Origin of the sequence: Ornatilinea apprima, from assembly GCF_001306115.1 — a bacterium.
GTDB classification, from domain to species: Bacteria; Chloroflexota; Anaerolineae; order Anaerolineales; family Anaerolineaceae; genus Ornatilinea; species Ornatilinea apprima.
Genome location: NZ_LGCL01000039.1, coordinates 66,837 through 85,020, shown reverse-complemented (window position 1 = coordinate 85,020; position 18,184 = coordinate 66,837). Strand labels below are relative to the sequence as shown.

Below are 18,184 nucleotides of genomic sequence, written 5' to 3'. Positions count from 1 at the left end.
GCATAACCTTAAAGAAACTGCTCCAATATTGATCAAACAAAAGTATTGTTTATGGGCCAAATCTAGTAAAATAATATACAAGCCGTCCATACCAATTCTAGTGGGTTTCAAAACAACAGGGAATTATGAATGTTCAAGAGCTGATCGAGTTAATTGAGGGCAGACTCCTTACAACCAATCAAAACCACCTTGACATGGAGATTAAGGGAGGCTTTGGGGCTGATCTGATGAGTGATGTTCTGACATCAATCGAACCCGAAGCCGTCCTCTTGACAGGGTTATGCAATCCACAAGTTGTGCGCACGGCCACCTTAGCGGATGTGTCTGCCATCGTCTTGGTAAGGGGCAAAATGGTCCCTTCAGAGACTATTGAGCTTGCCAACCAGGAAGGAATACCACTCATATCGTCCGAAAAAGGCATGTTCGAATTATGCGCAATACTGTATAACGCAGGCCTTCCATCGTTTGAAAAACCCTTACCCAACGCCGATTGTGGTTGTTATTAATTACCGAGTAAATTAATGGAAGGCCAATCCTCCCGCTCGCATAAAGTTATCACAGACCAGATGGCTGAAAGCATCACCAAAGTTGAAGAACTCGCCTATGAACTGCGAGTAAGCGAGGTGATGACACGTGACACCAAAGCCATCTCACCACAATTGCCCATGCGTGACGTAGTGGAATTGTTCCGACTGGAGCGCATTTCAGGCGCCCCGGTTGTAGATGGTGAACAAATTTGCGGCGTCGTCAGCATGGAAGATATAATTCGCTGTTTGCTGGCAAACGATATCGATGCGCCTGCCAGCAAATACATGACTCCAAATCCCATCACCGTTAAATTGAACGACCCCGTGGTAGAAGCGCTAAAACACTTCGTTACCACTTCTGTGGGCCGGTTAATTGTGGTAGACCCGCAAAATCATTTACAAGGCATCATCACCAAAGGCGACATCACCCGAGGATATCTACGCGCGCTCCAACGCCAAAATGAGGAAGAAGAACTGCGCCGCTACCGCGCCCGGCACCTGTTTGAAGATATTGAATCGGACCGCACATCACTCATCCTCAGGTACAACATTCTCGCGGGAGACTTTCGTCACGGCGGGGCAGCATCCAGCAACATCAAGCGCGCCTTACTCCGTCTGGGAGCAACGCCTCAAATCGCGCGGCGGGTAGGCATCGCTGTATATGAAGCGGAAATGAACCTTGTCATTCACACCACACACGGCGGTATTATTCGCGTGGAAATTGAACCGCACCGTATGGATATCCGGGTATTTGACGATGGCCCAGGGATTGAGGATGTTCAAAAAGCCCTCACACCAGGCTATTCAACGGCGACAGAGCAAATTCGAGAACTGGGCTTTGGCGCAGGCATGGGGTTAACGAATATCCAGAGATGTGTGGATGAGATGACTCTCGAATCAAGCCCCGGAAATGGCACTCGCCTAAAAATGAAAATCAATTTGGACCAGGATACGATGCAAGAGAAAAAGGAGAATCTTCAGAATGAATCTGCAGAAGATGATTGATGCGCTCTCTTTGAAAGTTCTTACCACTCCAAAAGATTTTTCATCCATCACACCCACATCCGGCTACACATCTGATCTATTGAGCTGTGTTATGACTGGTGCGGCTTCAAAAGGGGTATGGGTAACCCTGCAAGCGCACATGAATATTGTCGCCGTTGCTGCTCTTTTAGACCTAAGCGCGGTCATCATTACTGAAGGCGCCCAACCAGATCCAGAAACAATCGCTAAAGCAAACGAAGAAGAGATAACCTTGCTTTGGACTAAAGAACCCAGTTATTCGGTGGTTGGTAAATTATGGGAAATGGGCTTGAGATAGAAAACTTTCAACCTTCCAGCCTATCGCAAAACCAATTTGAATCGTTAAAAACTTACCGCTCCGATCTGCACGTCCACACGGTTCTATCGCCATGTGGTGATATTGAGATGATCCCGCCATTAATTGTTGAAGCAGCGATTGAAAAAGGCATTCAACTTATCGCAATCACGGATCACAATGCCTCTGCGAATATTTGGGCTGTTCAAAAAGCAGCCGAAGGCACCGGGTTATCCGTACTGCCTGGCATGGAATTGCAAACTGCTGAAGACATTCACTGCCTTTGCTTGTTTGACACCTTGGAGCAGATCGAAATGCTGCAGCATGATGTTGATACAAACCTCCCTGCGCTGGAGAACCGGCCAGATTTTTTCGGCGAACAATTTGTAGTCGACCCCACTGGAGATTTCATACGCAGGGAACATCGCTTATTGCTAACTTCAACGCGCCTCACCTTAAAGCAAGCATTTCAACGCGTATTGGAATTGGGCGGCTTATTCATCCCCGCGCACATTAACCGCCAGGCATTCGGGCTGATGCCAACCCTGGGATTAATCCCTCCTGATATTGATCTGGAAGCCGTAGAAATATCAAGGCATATGAAAATATCAGACGCACAAAAGAAGTACCCCCAAATTACAAATATACCCACCATCCAGAGTGGAGATGTTCATTATCTGGAAGATTTCTTAGGCACAACCTATTTCAAAATCGCTCACCCCACCATTGCCGAACTTCGCATGGCGCTTAAAAATCAAAACGGTCGAATGGTATTGATTCAAGAACAATAATCCAAATTCACTCCATTCCATCACACCTTTGATATTGTTCACACCGGAGGATGACATTTGGTAATTGATGAAAATCAAATATCGGTGTAAACTATTGAAAGTGACTTAGTGTTAATTTTCACAAGTCAAGTCCTAACAAAATCCTTTAGCATTTGGAGTCAGCATGGCATTCACCTTAGAAAAAATCCCCGAAACAGATCCATTGGCAGATCCAAAAAGAAAGGTCATTATCGATCAAATTATTGATCAAAATAAAGACCTGCCCGGAAACACAATGGTGGTACTGAATGAACTGCAAAGCCAGATTGGATTCATCTCTGAACCCATGCAGCACTATGTTGCCACCCGGTTTCACATCCCTGTATCTGTCATTCATGGCGTAGTCACTTTCTACTCCTTCTTCACTACCACACCTCGCGGTCGTCATACCGTCAAATTCTGTCTTGGTACTGCCTGCTATGTTGGCGGTATTCCCCAATTAATCGAAAAAGCAAAACAATTGCTTAGCATCGAACCCGGCCAAACCACACCCGATGGAGCCATTACTATCGAACTATGCCGCTGCGTTGGCGCATGCAGCCAGGCTCCCGTACTGATGGTGGATGATGAAATTATTGGCCATGTACGGCCAAATAAACTGCCCCAAATCTTTAAGCCGCTACAAGAAGAAGCCAAGGAAACCGCATAATCTTGAGAGAGCTGGCGCTTCACCTGCTGGATATTGCGGAAAATAGTGTTGCTGCGCAGGCAAAAAACATTCGAATCACGATTGAAGAAGATACCTGCCAGGACACATTGCGAATGCTGGTCGTTGATGACGGCGTTGGGATGAGTCCAGAATTGGTTGCGAAAGTGATCGATCCCTTCACTACATCGCGCACAACCCGTAAAGTTGGACTCGGCATTCCTCTTCTAAAGGCAGCAGCTGAAGCTTGTGAAGGTTGGTTAAAAATTGACTCAGCCCCTGGGGCAGGCACCACAGTCGAAGTGGTCTTTAAGCGATCTCATATTGATCGAATGCCCCTTGGCAACCTTGCAGAAACGTTTCTTACCCTGTTTATCTGTACGCCGGATGTTCACTGGTTATTTGAGTATCGAATTGATTCACAGGAATTCTTGTTTGATGATGTGGTCATAAAAGATGAGTTGCAGGGCGTCCCGCTATCTGAACCAGATGTAATCAGCTTTGTGAGAGATTACATTCAATCAGGTATCGAGAGTGTAAAAAGTCAGGATTAATCAACCGAATATGTCAATCAGATTGAATGGGAGAGGCAAACAATGAATAAGATTAAATCTCTTGAGGATTTGAAAAAGATTCGCGAAGAAGCGCTGCACAAACGCGAGGTTCGCGCTGCTGCCGGCCAGATCGAGATTGTAGTTGGCATGGGCACGGTTGGAATTGCGGCTGGCGCAAGAGAAACATTAAAAGCCATCCTCGATTTCATCGAGAAGGAAAACCTTACTGGCGTGACGGTTCGCCAGGCCGGAAATATTGGATTAGATTCCTTTGAGCCGGTGGTTCAGGTTACGGTTGGTGCCGAACCGAAAGTAACCTATGGAAAAGTATCACCAGAATCTGCTCAGCGCATTATGCAGGAGCATATTGTTGGTGGGTCAGTCGTAAAAGACTTAATGCTCAATGTTTAATCTGTGTCACCAGATTATTAATCACTGCAACATGTAAAACTCTCTCTGGAAGGTGTTAAAATGCCCTTTTTTCGTTCCCATATATTGGTGTCGGTGGATCCTGAATGCCTGAATAAAGGTGCGCTTGGAATCATCGACAAACTCAATGATGAACTTTCAGCCCAGGGACTCATCGATGAAGTTCAAGTCTTGGAAACCTCACGCATTGGTGACCCCAAATTATTAGGCCCGGATATTCTTGTTTATCCAGAAGGCGCACACTACACAAACCTGAGTGTGGATGACATTCCCTACCTGGTTACCGAGCATTTCCTCAAAGGCCGCATCGTTGAGAAATTCCAGGCGCCGCCTAAGCCACAAGTGGATGATGAAGTTAAACCTCCCCAAGCCAAAGAAATCCGCGTCGTGTTACGCAACAGCTTGGGAAGAATTGATCCCATGAATATCGAAGATTACATCGCCGTGGATGGCTACCAGGCGCTCGCAAAAGCCCTTACGAGCATGACACCTGAAGATGTGGTTAACGAAGTGTTGAACTCTGGCTTGCGTGGTCGTGGCGGAGCTGGTTTCCCAACAGGCAAAAAATGGCAGTTGGCCCGGCAATCAAAAGAAACCCCCAAATACCTGATTTGCAACGCGGATGAAGGCGACCCCGGTGCATTTATGAACCGCCGCGTTCTAGAGAGTGACCCGCATGCCGTTCTGGAAGGCATGGTGATTGCCGCTTACGCCATTGGATCCAGCCAGGGGTATGTTTACTGCCGCGCCGAATATCCTGATGCGATTAAAACTCTGAATGTTGCCATTAACCAAGCCCGTGAACTGGGGCTGATTGGCAAAAACATTTTGGGCACCGATTTCAGTTTCGATCTTGAAATTCGGATGGGAGCCGGTGCGTTTGTCTGTGGCGAAGAGACCGCACTGATGGCCTCCATCGAAGGCTTCCGCGGTGAGCCGCGCCCTCGCCCGCCCTTCCCGGCTGTTAAAGGCCTGTGGGGCAAACCCTCAAATATCAACAATGTTGAAACCTACGCAAATATTCCGCAAATCATCTTAAAAGGCGCAGAGTGGTTCGGTTCGATGGGCACCGAGACCTCCAAAGGTACCAAGACCTTTGCCCTGGCTGGCGATGTGAAGAAAACTGGCCTTATTGAAGTTCCTTTTGGAATTACCCTGCGCGAAATCGTTTACGAAATTGGCGGCGGCATCAAAGATGACAAGGCATTAAAAGCCATTCAGACAGGTGGACCTGCCGGAGGCACAATTCCAGCGTCACAGGTTGACCTGAAAGTAGATTACGAGACACTCAAAGCTGCCGGTTCCTTCATGGGATCGGGAGGCATGATCATTCTCGATGAAGACACCTGTATGGTCGACATTGCCCGTTTCTTTATGGAATTTACCCAGGAAGAAAGCTGCGGGAAATGTGTGCCTTGCCGTGTAGGAACTCGCCGTATCCTTGATATTTTGGAGCGGATCTGCGAAGGCAAAGGTGAGGATGGTGACATAGAGCGCCTTGAGGCGCTATGTGCCGAAGTAAAAGCTGGTAGTCTCTGCGGCCTGGGCCAGGGTGCCCCTAACCCGGTAGTTAGCACCCTTAAACACTTCCGTGATGAGTACGAAGCTCACATTTACGAGAAGCGGTGTCCCGCCAAAGTCTGCCGCGCGCTGATTCAATATGTGATTGTTGAAGATACTTGTACCGGTTGTACCGTTTGTGCACGAAACTGCCCGGTGAACTGCATCAGCGGAGAACGGCGACAGCCACATCACATTGATCCTGATATCTGCATTCGCTGCGGTATCTGCGCGCAAGTGTGTAATTTCAACGCAATCGAGGTTAGATAACAACGACAACAACTAAATAAAACACCGGCAGTATGGTTTCACCCGCCTTCTAGAAATGTGATCCGCACACAACTTTGCATACGATCTACATTGGAGGAGGAATATGTCGATAGAAACCCTGAACGAGCAGACTGTTCGCGAAGTGGTGAAAGAGGTGGTCCATCAATTTGAGGCGAATCCTTCTGAACTCATACCCATATTGAGTGAGGTTAATCGCCGGCTGGGGTATTTGCCACAGCAGGCGATGGAGGAAGTTAGCAAATTGGTGAAGACTCCCAAATCAAATGTGCTTTCGGTTTCCACCTTTTACCACATGCTGTCTACAAAGCCGCGCGGCAGGCATGTCATCCAGTTTTGTGAAAGCGCCCCCTGTCATGTTGTGGGCGGCCGAGAAGTGTGGCTAGCGCTTAAAGCGCACCTCCAACTGGAGGCGGGTGAGACTACTCCGGATAATGAGTGGACACTGGTTACAACCAGCTGCCTGGGCTTATGCGGTATTGGCCCCGTAGTAGTGATTGATGATGATGTTTATGGCAATGTCACGCCAAATCAATTGCCCGAAATATTGTCGCGCTACCAAGCAAAGGCAGGTGAAAAATGAGAACATACCGCTCCATGGTCCTTGTGTCCAGTGATGAACACAGCATGTCACTGGGTGCTGCTGAAGTGTTTGAAACCCTTCAAAAAGAAATTACCAAGAAGGGCTTACAAGAAGAAGTCTCCATTTCGATGGTCGGAGATATTGGCCGCAATGATGCTGCTCCGCTGGTGATCATCTACCCGGAAGCAGTCATTTATGGACCGATCAAACCATCGGATGTTGAATACCTGGTTGATGAGCACCTTTACAAAGGAAGAATAGCAGCAGGATTACAGGCATCCGTTAAAGAACTCAGCGGACGCATCGCGTGGATTTCAGCCCGAAAAAATACGATGCCGGCCGAACAACGCATTGTTCTGGAACACGCGGGCTTGATTGACCCTGATGACATTGAAGATTACATTTTGCATGATGGGTACAGCGCCCTGGGCAAAGTTGTTTCAGAAATGAAACCCGCAGAAGTCATCGAGTTGATTAAAGCGTCTGGACTGCGCGGCCGGGGTGGGGCTGGTTTTCCAACCGGTTTAAAATGGTCGTTTGTGGCCAAAGCCGCTGGCAACAAGAAATACGTCATTTGCAACGCAGACGAATCGGAGCCAGGTACATTCAAAGACCGGCTCATTCTCGAAGGAGATCCTCACAAAATCCTGGAAGCAATGGCAATTGCCGGTTACGCGGTAGGCGCAGATGAAGGTTATGTTTACGTTCGCGGTGAATACGCATTGGCAAATAAACGCCTGCAACGCGCCATCCAACAGGCTGAAGAATTCGGGTTTCTCGGTAACTCCATTTTCGAATCGAAGTTCAACTTCAAAATCCATGTCCATGCTGGCGCCGGAGCGTACATTTGTGGAGAAGAGACTGCGCTGATCGAATCCATTGAAGGCAAACGCGGCGAGCCGCGTTCTCGCCCGCCTTACCCCACCACCGTGGGACTGTGGCAAAAACCGACTCTCGTCAACAACGTAGAAACAATTGCGAACATTCCACCCATCATTCGCCATGGGGCAGATTGGTTCCGCCAATTTGGAACGCCCAGCAGCCCGGGAACGAAAGTTTATACCGTCCTTGGACATGTCAACTCCACCGGTCTGATTGAAGTGCCAATGGGTATCACATTGCGCGAAGTCATCTCAATTTATGCCAAAGGCATGCGCAACGGAGGTACGTTAAAACTGGCGCAAACCGGCGGCTCCAGCGGATCGGTTATTCCAGCAATTCTACAGGATACACCCATGGATTTTGACTCCTTTGAAAAAGCCGGAGTCTCTTTGGGGTCAGGCGCGCTCCTCATCTGTGATAATGATACCTGTGTGGTCGACCTGGCTATCGTGCTCATGAATTTCTTCCGAAACGAAAGCTGTGGGAAATGCAGTCCATGCCGAATTGGTACGCACCGAGCATTCGAGATTCTTAATAAAATTGCAAGTGGAAAAGGAATTCTCAAAGACCTCGACGATTTGGATGAGATCAGCAATAACCTGTACAGCATGTCGAACTGTGGTCTGGGGCAAACAGCTGGCACACCGATCCACGATGTTTTGAAATATTTTCGTGCAGAGGTGGAAGCACATGTTCGACTGGGAGTTTGCCCAACCGGTGTATGTGAAATGAAGTAGTGCCAAACCTTATAATAAACAGAGAGAACAAAGCATGATTACAATTACAATTGACGCGAAAAAAGTGGAAGCAGTGGAGGGAATGACCGTTTTAGATGCCGCTAAGGCCGCCGGAATTCATATTCCCACCCTCTGTCACCATCCAAACCTCACGCCTTATGGTGGTTGTCGTCTGTGTCTGGTAGAAATTGAAGGCGCGCGCACTTTGCAGCCTTCCTGCACAATGCCTGCCAGCAACGGCATGGTGATAAAGACCAATACAGAAGAAATTCGTGCTACACGCCGGTTTGTGCTGGACATGATCTTTTCTGAACGCAACCACTTTTGTCCTTATTGTGAAGTCTCTGGTGGAGATTGCGAGTTACAGAAAGCAGCATACGAACAGGATATGACCCATTGGGGCTTTCAGCCCAACTGGATCCCCTTCCAGGTAGACGCATCGCACCCATACATCATCATGGACCAGAACCGCTGTATCCTATGCCGCCGGTGTGTCCGCGCATGTACTGAGCTGGTCGGCAACTCCACTCTCGGCTTTGAAGAGCGCGGCGCCAAAAGTCAATTAATTGCAGATCTCGCCGTCCCGTTGGGAGAAAGTTCTTGCATCTCTTGCGGCACCTGTGTTCAGATCTGCCCAACAGGATCGCTGATTGATCGCTGGAGTGCTTACCGTGGCTTGGAAAAAGATGTAGAGTCGCACCCCACCATTTGTGTTGGCTGCTCAATTGGTTGCGGTATCGAGGTCCAGACCCGCAACAACCAGATCGTCCGCATTTACGGAGATTGGGATGCAAAAATCAATGGCGGCGTGATATGCAAAGTCGGCCGCTTTGAACCTCTTGCTGACCAACGCGAGCGCGTGACCAGCCCCATGGTGCGGATAGATGGGCAGCTAAAGAAAGTATCCTGGCAAGAAGCCCTTGACCTGGTAACTGAAAAATTAAGACCACTTGCCGGCAAATCGGATGGCGTTGTGGCGATTGGTTCCACCAGATTGTCTGCCGAATCGCTACACCTCCTCAAAACCATCTTCAAAGATGGGTTGAAGGCATCTTCGGTGACAACGACTGAAGAAGGCAAGCATACAACCGTTTTCTCTAAAGTGGCCGAAAAGCAACAACAAAGCTTTGAAGGCACGCTCAATGATGTAGACCAATCTGACCTATTCATCATTGTTGGAACAGACCTGGTGAAAGAACATGAAGTAGCCGGCTTCTTTGTCAAGCGCGCTCGCCTTAAAGATGCGACCCTCTTTGTTGTTGACCACAGTGTAAATGAAATGGATTCCCTGGCAGATGGTGTATTCAGAACCGAGCAATTGGGAGAAATCGCGCGCGGTTTGAAAGCGGCAATGGTTAAACTTGGCATGATGGTGGATGAATCCATCCAACCCGATGCGATGTTAGAAGCGGCTGTCAAGGCTACCCAAATCGCCGACGAGGTCTTCATGAAAGCCGCCTACGCTATCTCGTCTGCCAAGAAACCAGCAGTGATTATGGGCAGCGCAATATCCAAATTAGAATGCGTTGAGGAATGGGTTGCCTTCGCCAAATTTGTAAACGCTTCTCTGGTCAGCATGAAAGGTGGAGCGAACAGCCTGGCGGCCGCCCAATACCAGCTCGACACGCCTTTCTCTGTCAACGGGCACAAAGTCGCTTATATCGCTCTTGGTGATGAAGAGCCAACCGAGAAGTTCACTGCCCTGTTTGAATCTGTTCCTTTCCTGGCCGTTCAGGCGACATACATATCGAAACTGACCGCTCGCGCCGATGTGGTATTGCCCGTATTCAACTGGGCAGAACAAAGCGGGCATTTCGTCAGCATGGATGGACACGTCCAGGAATCAGCTACGGCCATCATTGGACCCGCCTATGCAAAAAGCAACCAGCAAGTTCTGGAATCACTTGCCGACATGTTGGGCTTCAAGGCGAACACTACCTGGCAGTCAGAACTTCATCACCGTCAGTCGGTTGTATCGATCGAACACGCCTGATTATGGGTTGTAAACCAATAATGAAAAAATGAAGGAGTCTGCAATGACAAAACCAAAAATATCAACTGACTGGATGGCTGGTTGTTCAGGTTGCCACATGTCGCTGCTGGATATCGATGAACGCATCATAAAAATTGCTGAACTGGCTGATATCCGCGCCACCCCCATAACCGATCTTAAGGAACCCGATGAAGACGGTGTCGATGTCGGTATTCTTGAAGGCGGTGTTAATAATACTTCCAACGAAGAACAAGCCCACCGAATGCGCAGCCGCTGTAAACTACTGGTTGCATTTGGCGATTGCGCGGTCTTTGGTGGCGTTCCGGCCATGCGCAACTACTTCACCCTGGAAGAAGCCCTGCGACGTGCTTATGTGGAAACTGAAAGTACCGATTCGGAAGGCAAAATCCCTGATGACCCAGAAATATGTGTGCCTACCCGTGTGCGCGCATTGCACGAGGTTGTACCCGTAGATCTCTTTGTTCCAGGTTGTCCCCCAGACCCAGACGTAATCTATTACGTTTTGAGCGAATTGGCCCAGGGACGCATTCCTGAAATCAAAGACGATAAACTCCATTGGCACTAAAAGGAGGTCATAATGGTAGCAAAAAAAATCACAATTGAACCAGTAACCCGCATTGAGGGCCATGCAAAAATCACCATCCGCATGAAGGATGACGGCAAAGTAGACCATGCATACTTGCACATTAATGAATTCCGAGGATTTGAAAAATTCTGCGAAGGCCGCATGGTATTTGAAATGCCAATGATTACCCCGCGCATTTGCGGCATCTGCCCGGTTAGCCATCACCTGGCAGCCGCCAAAGCCGGTGACGACCTGTTGAGCTGCCCGCCTCCCCGCCCTGCCTCTCTGCTGCGCGAACTCATGCACATGGGCCAGGTCATTCAGAGCCATGGCATGCATTTCTTTGAATTGGCCGGCCCCGATTTGCTCCTCGGCTTTGATGCCGACCCGGCTGTTCGCAACGTGGTAGGACTCATTCAAACCGCACCAGATATCGCCGTAAAAGCTGTTCAGCTGCGAAAATTTGGGCAAGACATCATCTACCGCTTGGGTGGCCGCCGCATTCACCCTGTCTTCGCCATTCCTGGCGGCGTCAACAAAGCCCTTTCTCAAGAAGATCGTGACGCCATTTTGGCTGGTGTCGATCAAGCCATTGCTACCACCCAATTGGGTGTGCAAATCATGCGCGATTGGGCTGAGAAAAATGCTGAAGACATTCAGAAATTTGCTGTCTTCCCAACCGGCTACTTCGGATTGGTAACGCCCAATAACAGCCTGGAGCTGTATGATGGAGATATTCGCCTGATAGACCGCAATAGACAGCAGTTGGAAAAATTTGATGGACGAAATTACCTGGATTACATTGCAGAACATGTCGAAAGCTGGACTTACCTCAAGTTCCCATATTACAAGAAGATGGGGTACCCGCAAGGGGTTTATCGTGTCGGACCACTGGGCCGTCTGAATGCATCAGACCAAATCAGCACGCCCATTGCCAATGAAGAGCATAAACGCTTTAAGGCGCTCAATAACGGCGCTCCTGTTGAGAACACACTTTACTTCCACTACGCCCGCCTTATCGAAATTTTATTCGCCATTGAGAAAGCCCGTGAGCTGTTGGAAGATGAAGATATTCTCTCCAATGATGTGCTTAACACGCGCCAGACCAATAAGGGAGAAGGCGTTGGCGTGATCGAAGCGCCGCGTGGCACACTCTTCCATCATTACTGGGCTAACGAAGACGGCAAACTGACGAAAGTGAATCTGATCGTTGCCACCGGCCATAACAACTGGGCCATGACCGAAGCCGTAGATAGCGTGGCAAAAACTTATATTGATGGCAATGAAGTGCGCGAAGGCCTTCTCAACCGCGTGGAGGCTGCTGTTCGTGCCCACGATCCCTGCCTTTCCTGCTCAACGCACGCCGTTGGCCAAATGCCCATGGTCATTGACATAGTCGACTCACAAGGACACTTACTCCAAACCTTGAGCCGCAACCCATAATCGATTTGCCTTAGCAAGTTGTAACAAGTGAACAAGCAGGGTTTTGGTAATAAATAGAGCCAAAACCCTGCTTTTTGAGGAAGCAAAATTGAAACCGACGCTCATCTTTGCCTATGGAAATTTCGATCGGGAAGACGATGGGGTTGCCTGGCATATTGCCAAAATGCTGGCACAAAAATATGGTCAAGATTTCCCCGACTCCCCCGAAGATGAAGTCCCCTTACCAGGCCCATACCCCCACATCCAATTTGATTTGCAACTCTTTCCAGAACTTGCCGAAGAATTAGTGAACTACGAGAGAGTTGTCTTTATTGATGCCCACACAGGCGCGGTGCCTGATGATTTAAATATTCAAGAGTTGTCTCCCAGTTTTCAGAACTCACCTCTCACCCATCACATGACCCCGCAAACGGTTCTGGAAATTGCCAAAACGCTTTATGATGCTCAACCGCAAGCTTTGCTGGTATCCGTTCGCGGTTATCAGTTTGGCTTCAGCCGCGAACTGTCTGCCCAAACCGCAGAACTAGCTGCTCAAGCGGTAATGAAAATCGAAGTCTGGCTGGACCATTAAAACTGGATTAATAACAAATGATGTTTGTTTGTGATTTTTATTACAATCAAGCCTACTCATCCAGCACGGCTTGTTCTATAATAAATCATCATATCCTTTGCGTGAGGTAAGAAAAAAATGGCCGAAAACAACATTCGAATCGATTCTCTTGTCCCGGCTGAAATGGCCCAAAAAGCGGAAGACGTTGGCGTCAAAAAAGCCAGTTTGGATTTTTGGACAATGTTTGCCTTGGCAATCCTGGCAGGCGCATTCATCTCCCTGGGCGCTGTTTTCGCAACCACGGTTGGTACAGGCGGTGGAGACTTGCCCTTTGGTGTCAATAAACTGCTCATGGGCCTGGTATTCACCGTCGGCCTCATCATGGTCATCGTAGGTGGCGCAGAGCTGTTTACTGGCAACAATCTCATTGTCATGGCATTCATGAGCGGTAAAGTTTCCTTGGGAAAGCTGCTGCGCAATTGGGCGATTGTTTATTTTGGCAACCTGGTTGGCTCGGTTTTGACGGCCTATTTCATGTTTCTCACCAAACAATACACCTTTGCAAAAGGCGCTCTTGGGCTGACCATCCTCAACATTGGCGAATCAAAAACTGCCCTGGAATTTGTTCCTGCCCTTGCCTTGGGTGTGATGTGTAATGCGTTGGTCTGCATGGCGGTATGGCTCACTTTTTCTGCCCGTACTACCACAGATAAAATTCTCGCCATTATCCCCCCCATTTCAGCCTTTGTTGCTGCCGGAATGGAACACAGTGTCGCAAATATGTACTTCATTCCGATTGCGCTCTTCGTAAAATATTTTGGCGATCCTTCTTTCTTCGAAGCGATTGGAAAAACCGCCGCAGATTTCCCCCACCTCACGGTGAATAACTTCTTCATCGCCAACCTGCTTCCAGTCACAATCGGAAACATCATTGGCGGCGTTGTTCTTGTGGGCGTGGTGTATTGGTTCATTTATCTACGTAAAAAGAACTAAATGCTTCCTGGTTCCGAAACCATTCGTCAAATGCATTTCAACCTGCGCACCAGAGCGTGGGTTGAAATGCGTCAACAAATCATTACTGAAAAATCTATCGCTTTGAAGGTGAATGGCGAGCAGTGGTTAAGCTTTATCTGCTCGCCATTCGACCTGGAGGCATTGGCGGTAGGGTTTTTGTATAATGAAGATATCATCAGCTCTGTTGATCAAATCCAACACATCCAAATCTCTTTGGAGGCGGCAACCATCGATGTCCAGCTTCAATCGCAAGTGGTTCGGCCAGAACACTGGCACCGCACAACCACAGGGCTTACTTTCCAGAACCCCCTCGCCTTTTCTGGAGTGAAGGATTCCTTCAAAATATCTGCGGAAAGGTTAATAACACTCTATGAGCAATTTTCCGCCGGTCAAGTCATGCACCAAGCCATGGGGGGCTTCCATAGTGCTGCCATGAGTGATGGAAAACAGATCAATATTGCTGTTGAAGATGTTGGGCGTCATAACGCATTGGATAAAATTACAGGTCATTTCTTGTTAAAAAATCGACCCTTTATCCCCCGGCTCATCTTGCTTACGGGCAGGGTTAGCTCAGAAATGATCCATAAAGCCATCCGATCAGGAATTTGTATTTTGGTGTCCCGAACAACCCCCACATATAATGCGGTTCAAACTGCCCATCACAACAATATCACCCTGGTTGGATATATGCGAAAAGATTGTTTTACGGCATACACATACCCGGAAAGAATTATTCTTGAGTAACCGCCGTTAATGAATTTCTTAGAACTTATTTGACTTTCTGTATTTGAAAGGAAAAAGCTATGGTATCTCTAACCATCAATGGAAAAAGTGTGGAAGCCGAACCTTCCTGGACCATACTGGAGGCAGCGCAACACGCAGATATTACCATCCCAACCCTTTGCTACCATAAAGACCTGAGTCCCCATGGCGGCTGCCGGATGTGCCTCGTCTCTGTGAAGGGCGCACGCGGTTTGGTAACATCATGCACCACGCCGGTCAATGAAGGCATGGAAATTGAGACAGAAAATGCAGACCTCGCCAATTCGCGAAAATCAACATTAAAACTCTTATTATCAGCATATTATGATGCTGGATACAAAGAGGTTGATGCTGAGAATAGCGAATTGATCCGCTGGGCACAATATTATGGCCTTGATCCTAAAGCTGAGATGGCCAAAGAACCGCGCTATCAGGTCAACACCGATTCAAATCCATTTATTTGGGTGGATTTGAATAAATGCATCCTCTGCACCCGTTGTATCCGCGCCTGCGCCGAAGTGCAAGGCCGTTTTGTTTGGGGGCTGGCCGAACGTGGTTTTGAATCGCACATTGTCGCTGGCCTGGACGAAACCATGCTCGAAGCGCGGTGTGAATCATGCGGTGCGTGTGTGGCTTATTGTCCAACCGGCGCACTGGATCTCAAACCCTCCATTGACGCGCCGAAAGCGGAAAAGAAAGTAACCACCACGTGCACCTATTGCGGTGTCGGCTGCGAATTTGACCTCAACGTTGTAGACAACAAAGTTGTGCGCGTCACATCCAACCCCAACGCACCTGTCAATGGCATGCACACTTGCGTTAAAGGCCGCTTTGGCTACGATTTCGTCCACCACCCCGACCGATTAACTAAACCCATGGTGCGTGAATACCTGCTTAAAGGTCAGCCACGCCCCTCGAAATCGGATCGCGGCCAATGGGTGGAAACCGATTGGGACACTGCTCTGAACCTGATTGCCCAAAAAATGGTTTCCTACCGAGACACATATGGACCCGATAGCATTGGTGTCTTCTCCTCTGCGAAATGTACCAATGAAGAAAACTATTTGATGAATAAATTCGCTCGCCAGGTAATCGGCACCAACAATGTGGATCACTGCGCTCGCCTGTGCCACTCCAGCACGGTTGCTGGTCTGGCGACCACCCTTGGTTCTGGCGCAATGACCAATCCAATTGCCGACATCTGCGCCAACGCCAACTCAATGCTGATCATTGGCTCCAACACTACCGAGCAGCACCCTGTCTTTGGAGCAAAAATCCGCCAGGCTGTATTGCGCCGCAAAGTAAAACTGGTTGTTGCCGATCCGCGCAAGATTGACATCACCGAATTTGCCGTCCTACATCTCCAGCAAAAACCGGGCACAGATATTGCTTTGGTCAATGGCCTGATGTACATCATCCTGGAAAAAGGCTACGAAAACAAAGTCTTCATCGAAGAAAGAACCGAAGGATTTGAGGCCGTCCGCGAGAATGTGCTCCAGTACCCACCGGAGCGTGTATCCGAAATCACCGGCATTCCGGTAGAGCAACTTTACGAAGCGGTGGAAATCTTTGTCCAGAATGCCCCGATGGCTGTATTTTGGGCCATGGGTATCACCCAGCACACAGTGGGTGTCCACAACGTCTACGCCCTCGCAGACTTGCAAATGATGCTTGGCAACTTTGGAATTAAGGGCGGTGGAGTGAACCCGCTTCGTGGCCAGAACAACGTTCAGGGCGCCTGTGATATGGGTGCCTTACCCAACGTTTATCCAGGCTATCAGGCAGTTACTGCTGAAGCCGCGCAGAAGAAGTTTGAAGATGCTTGGGGTGTGCCTTTGGTCAACAAAGTTGGCCGCACCGTCACCGAGATGATCCCTGCAACGGTGGATGGCTCAACCAAAGCCCTTTACATTCTGGGAGAAAATCCGGTGATGACCGACCCGGATACGAACCATGTCCGCCATTGCCTTGAAGAACTCGATTTCTTTGTTCTCCAGGAAATCTTCCCCTCAGAAACTGCCGTTTACGCCGACGTTCTGCTCCCGGGTGTCACCTTTGTGGAAAAAACCGGCACCTTCACCAATACTGAGCGCCGTGTGCAGATGGTACGCCAAGCTGTTGAACCACTTGGCGACGCCCGCCAGGATTGGTGGATCACTTCTCAAATAGCCAAACGCATCATCGATCTGGGCAACCGCAAACCCGCAGCTGCGCCATACGCTGCCTGGGATTACCAGAATTCCGATGAAATCATGAAAGAAATAGCTGCGTTGACCCCCAGCTATGGTGGTATCTCACATGACCGCCTCAATGCAGGCGAATCTCTGCACTGGCCCTGCCCCGATGCCTCTCACCCCGGCACACCCATTCTCCACATCGGAAAATTCACCCGCGGTAAAGGCCTCTTCCTCCCGGCCATCCATCTGGATCCGTCAGAAATGCCCGACGACAATTACCCAATGGTGATGACAACCGGACGTGTTATCTATCACTGGCATGGTGGAGAAATGACTCGCCGCGCCAAAGGCCTGATGGAGGTTTATGGACAGGCGAAGATAGAAGTATCGCCATCAGACGCTGAACGGCTTGGATTGAACAAAGAGGTGACCAAAGTAAAAGTTACCTCGCGCCGTGGAAGCATCACCGCCGAAGCCTGGGTCACCGAACGCGTCCCTGAGGGTCTCATTTACGCCAACTTCCACTTCCCCGAAAACTCGGCGAACATCCTCACCAAAGCCGCTTTAGACCCGATCTCAAAGATTCCTGAATATAAAGTGACCGCCGTCAACATTGAAGCGGCATAACACCATTCCCCCAATATTCATACAACTGACTACCCCCCAACTCAATCAAAGTTGGGGGGTAGCATTTCAGGGTGTTGTTTTGCAATTTCAACAGCCTGCAAGAAATCATCGATCGTATTTGTGTTGATAAACGCCAACTGGTCAGGGTCAAGTATTGACAACCGATCTTCCGTAATTCCCATTACTTTCACATCAGAAAACCAGGAAATCAGGCGTTTTTTACCAGCGGCCATAGCCTCCCTAATCGCGGGCAAGCAAGTTGCTTTTCGATAAACAGCGTGTAGAGGCTCATATCCCTCCATCGTCAACGGAATAGCCACATCGGCGTTATTATCAACCAGAATTTCAAGACAATGCTTAAGAATGCCAGGACTCACAAAAGGCATATCACAAGCTACAACAGCCACATAATCACATCTTGCCTGTGCCATCGCTGTCAGCAGACCGCCAATAGCGCCCATATTGGGCACTTCATCTGAAATGGTTCGCAGACCCAAATGTTGATAAGCTTCTGTTTCTTGAGTGATGATGAAGAGGTCATCGGAAACCGGTGAAAGCAAGCGAGAAATTCGCGTGATCAAAGGCTCTCCCAGAAAACTCATGAGGGCTTTATTGACGCCCATACGCTTTGACCCGCCCCCCGCCTGGATAGCCACGCTCAAACAATTCATACCTTTT

The 18,184-nt window shown here is 48.9% G+C and carries 18 protein-coding genes; 17 read left to right on the top strand and 1 reads right to left on the bottom strand.

Translation table 11 applies throughout. The features are described 5' to 3' along the window. Positions 1-125 precede the first annotated feature (125 nt). The 17 genes from ADN00_RS15650 (at position 126) to fdhF (ending at position 17,506) form a co-directional block, all read left to right on the top strand. Complete coding sequence (locus ADN00_RS15650) at positions 126-506, top strand: DRTGG domain-containing protein (protein WP_075063939.1); 381 nt, start codon at positions 126-128, stop codon at positions 504-506. 15 nt (positions 507-521) lie between these two features. Further along, positions 522-1,532 carry a CBS domain-containing protein gene (locus ADN00_RS15645; RefSeq protein WP_082390220.1) on the top strand — a complete coding sequence of 337 codons (1,011 nt, stop codon included), beginning with the start codon at positions 522-524 and terminating at the stop codon, positions 1,530-1,532. Then, positions 1,510-1,848 (top strand): hypothetical protein, encoded by a 339-nt coding sequence (locus tag ADN00_RS15640; protein WP_075063938.1) that lies wholly within the window; start codon positions 1,510-1,512, stop codon positions 1,846-1,848. Before ADN00_RS15645 ends, ADN00_RS15640 begins: the two co-directional genes overlap by 23 nt. Then, the gene (locus tag ADN00_RS15635; RefSeq protein ID WP_082390218.1) at positions 1,827-2,636 is read left to right on the top strand and encodes a PHP domain-containing protein; all 810 of its coding nucleotides are present in this window, start codon (positions 1,827-1,829) and stop codon (positions 2,634-2,636) included. The genes ADN00_RS15640 and ADN00_RS15635 overlap by 22 nt, the downstream gene beginning before the upstream one ends. Positions 2,637-2,799: 163 nt before the next feature. Next, entirely contained in the window at positions 2,800-3,324 is a 525-nt protein-coding gene (locus ADN00_RS15630) for an NADH-quinone oxidoreductase subunit NuoE family protein (RefSeq protein WP_082390216.1), read from the top strand. Between the two features lie 2 nt (positions 3,325-3,326). Further along, on the top strand, positions 3,327-3,875 hold the full coding sequence (locus tag ADN00_RS15625) for an ATP-binding protein (protein ID WP_160317543.1): 549 nt from the start codon (positions 3,327-3,329) through the stop codon (positions 3,873-3,875). Positions 3,876-3,917: 42 nt separating this feature from the next. Continuing rightward, on the top strand, positions 3,918-4,286 hold the full coding sequence (locus ADN00_RS15620; protein ID WP_075063936.1) for a (2Fe-2S) ferredoxin domain-containing protein: 369 nt from the start codon (positions 3,918-3,920) through the stop codon (positions 4,284-4,286). Positions 4,287-4,346: 60 nt separating this feature from the next. Beyond that, complete coding sequence (locus tag ADN00_RS15615) at positions 4,347-6,134, top strand: NADH-quinone oxidoreductase subunit NuoF (protein ID WP_075063935.1); 1,788 nt, start codon at positions 4,347-4,349, stop codon at positions 6,132-6,134. A 103-nt stretch (positions 6,135-6,237) separates the two neighbouring features. Further along, positions 6,238-6,735: an NADH-quinone oxidoreductase subunit NuoE gene (gene nuoE / locus ADN00_RS15610; RefSeq protein ID WP_075063934.1), complete on the top strand. Its 498-nt coding sequence runs from the start codon at positions 6,238-6,240 to the stop codon at positions 6,733-6,735. A gap of 44 nt (positions 6,736-6,779) precedes the next feature. Beyond that, positions 6,780-8,354: an NADH-quinone oxidoreductase subunit NuoF gene (gene nuoF / locus ADN00_RS15605; protein ID WP_236691529.1), complete on the top strand. Its 1,575-nt coding sequence runs from the start codon at positions 6,780-6,782 to the stop codon at positions 8,352-8,354. A 34-nt stretch (positions 8,355-8,388) separates the two neighbouring features. Then, a complete protein-coding gene (locus ADN00_RS15600; protein ID WP_075063932.1) occupies positions 8,389-10,347 on the top strand; it encodes a molybdopterin-dependent oxidoreductase in 1,959 nt (652 codons plus the stop codon). A gap of 43 nt (positions 10,348-10,390) precedes the next feature. Next, the gene (locus ADN00_RS15595) at positions 10,391-10,933 is read left to right on the top strand and encodes an NADH-quinone oxidoreductase subunit B family protein (protein WP_075063931.1); all 543 of its coding nucleotides are present in this window, start codon (positions 10,391-10,393) and stop codon (positions 10,931-10,933) included. 12 nt (positions 10,934-10,945) lie between these two features. After that, on the top strand, positions 10,946-12,376 hold the full coding sequence (locus tag ADN00_RS15590) for a Ni/Fe hydrogenase subunit alpha (protein ID WP_075063930.1): 1,431 nt from the start codon (positions 10,946-10,948) through the stop codon (positions 12,374-12,376). Between the two features lie 88 nt (positions 12,377-12,464). Beyond that, positions 12,465-12,947: a hydrogenase maturation protease gene (locus tag ADN00_RS15585; RefSeq protein ID WP_075063929.1), complete on the top strand. Its 483-nt coding sequence runs from the start codon at positions 12,465-12,467 to the stop codon at positions 12,945-12,947. A gap of 117 nt (positions 12,948-13,064) precedes the next feature. Then, positions 13,065-13,919 (top strand): formate transporter FocA, encoded by an 855-nt coding sequence (focA, locus tag ADN00_RS15580; protein ID WP_075063928.1) that lies wholly within the window; start codon positions 13,065-13,067, stop codon positions 13,917-13,919. Then, complete coding sequence (fdhD, locus tag ADN00_RS15575; protein ID WP_075063927.1) at positions 13,920-14,684, top strand: formate dehydrogenase accessory sulfurtransferase FdhD; 765 nt, start codon at positions 13,920-13,922, stop codon at positions 14,682-14,684. A 59-nt stretch (positions 14,685-14,743) separates the two neighbouring features. After that, entirely contained in the window at positions 14,744-17,506 is a 2,763-nt protein-coding gene (gene fdhF / locus ADN00_RS15570) for a formate dehydrogenase subunit alpha (RefSeq protein ID WP_075063926.1), read from the top strand. A gap of 41 nt (positions 17,507-17,547) precedes the next feature. Here fdhF and mobA read toward each other — a convergent pair whose 3' ends face one another. Next, entirely contained in the window at positions 17,548-18,177 is a 630-nt protein-coding gene (mobA, locus tag ADN00_RS15565; protein WP_075063925.1) for a molybdenum cofactor guanylyltransferase, read from the bottom strand. Positions 18,178-18,184: the final 7 nt, after the last annotated feature.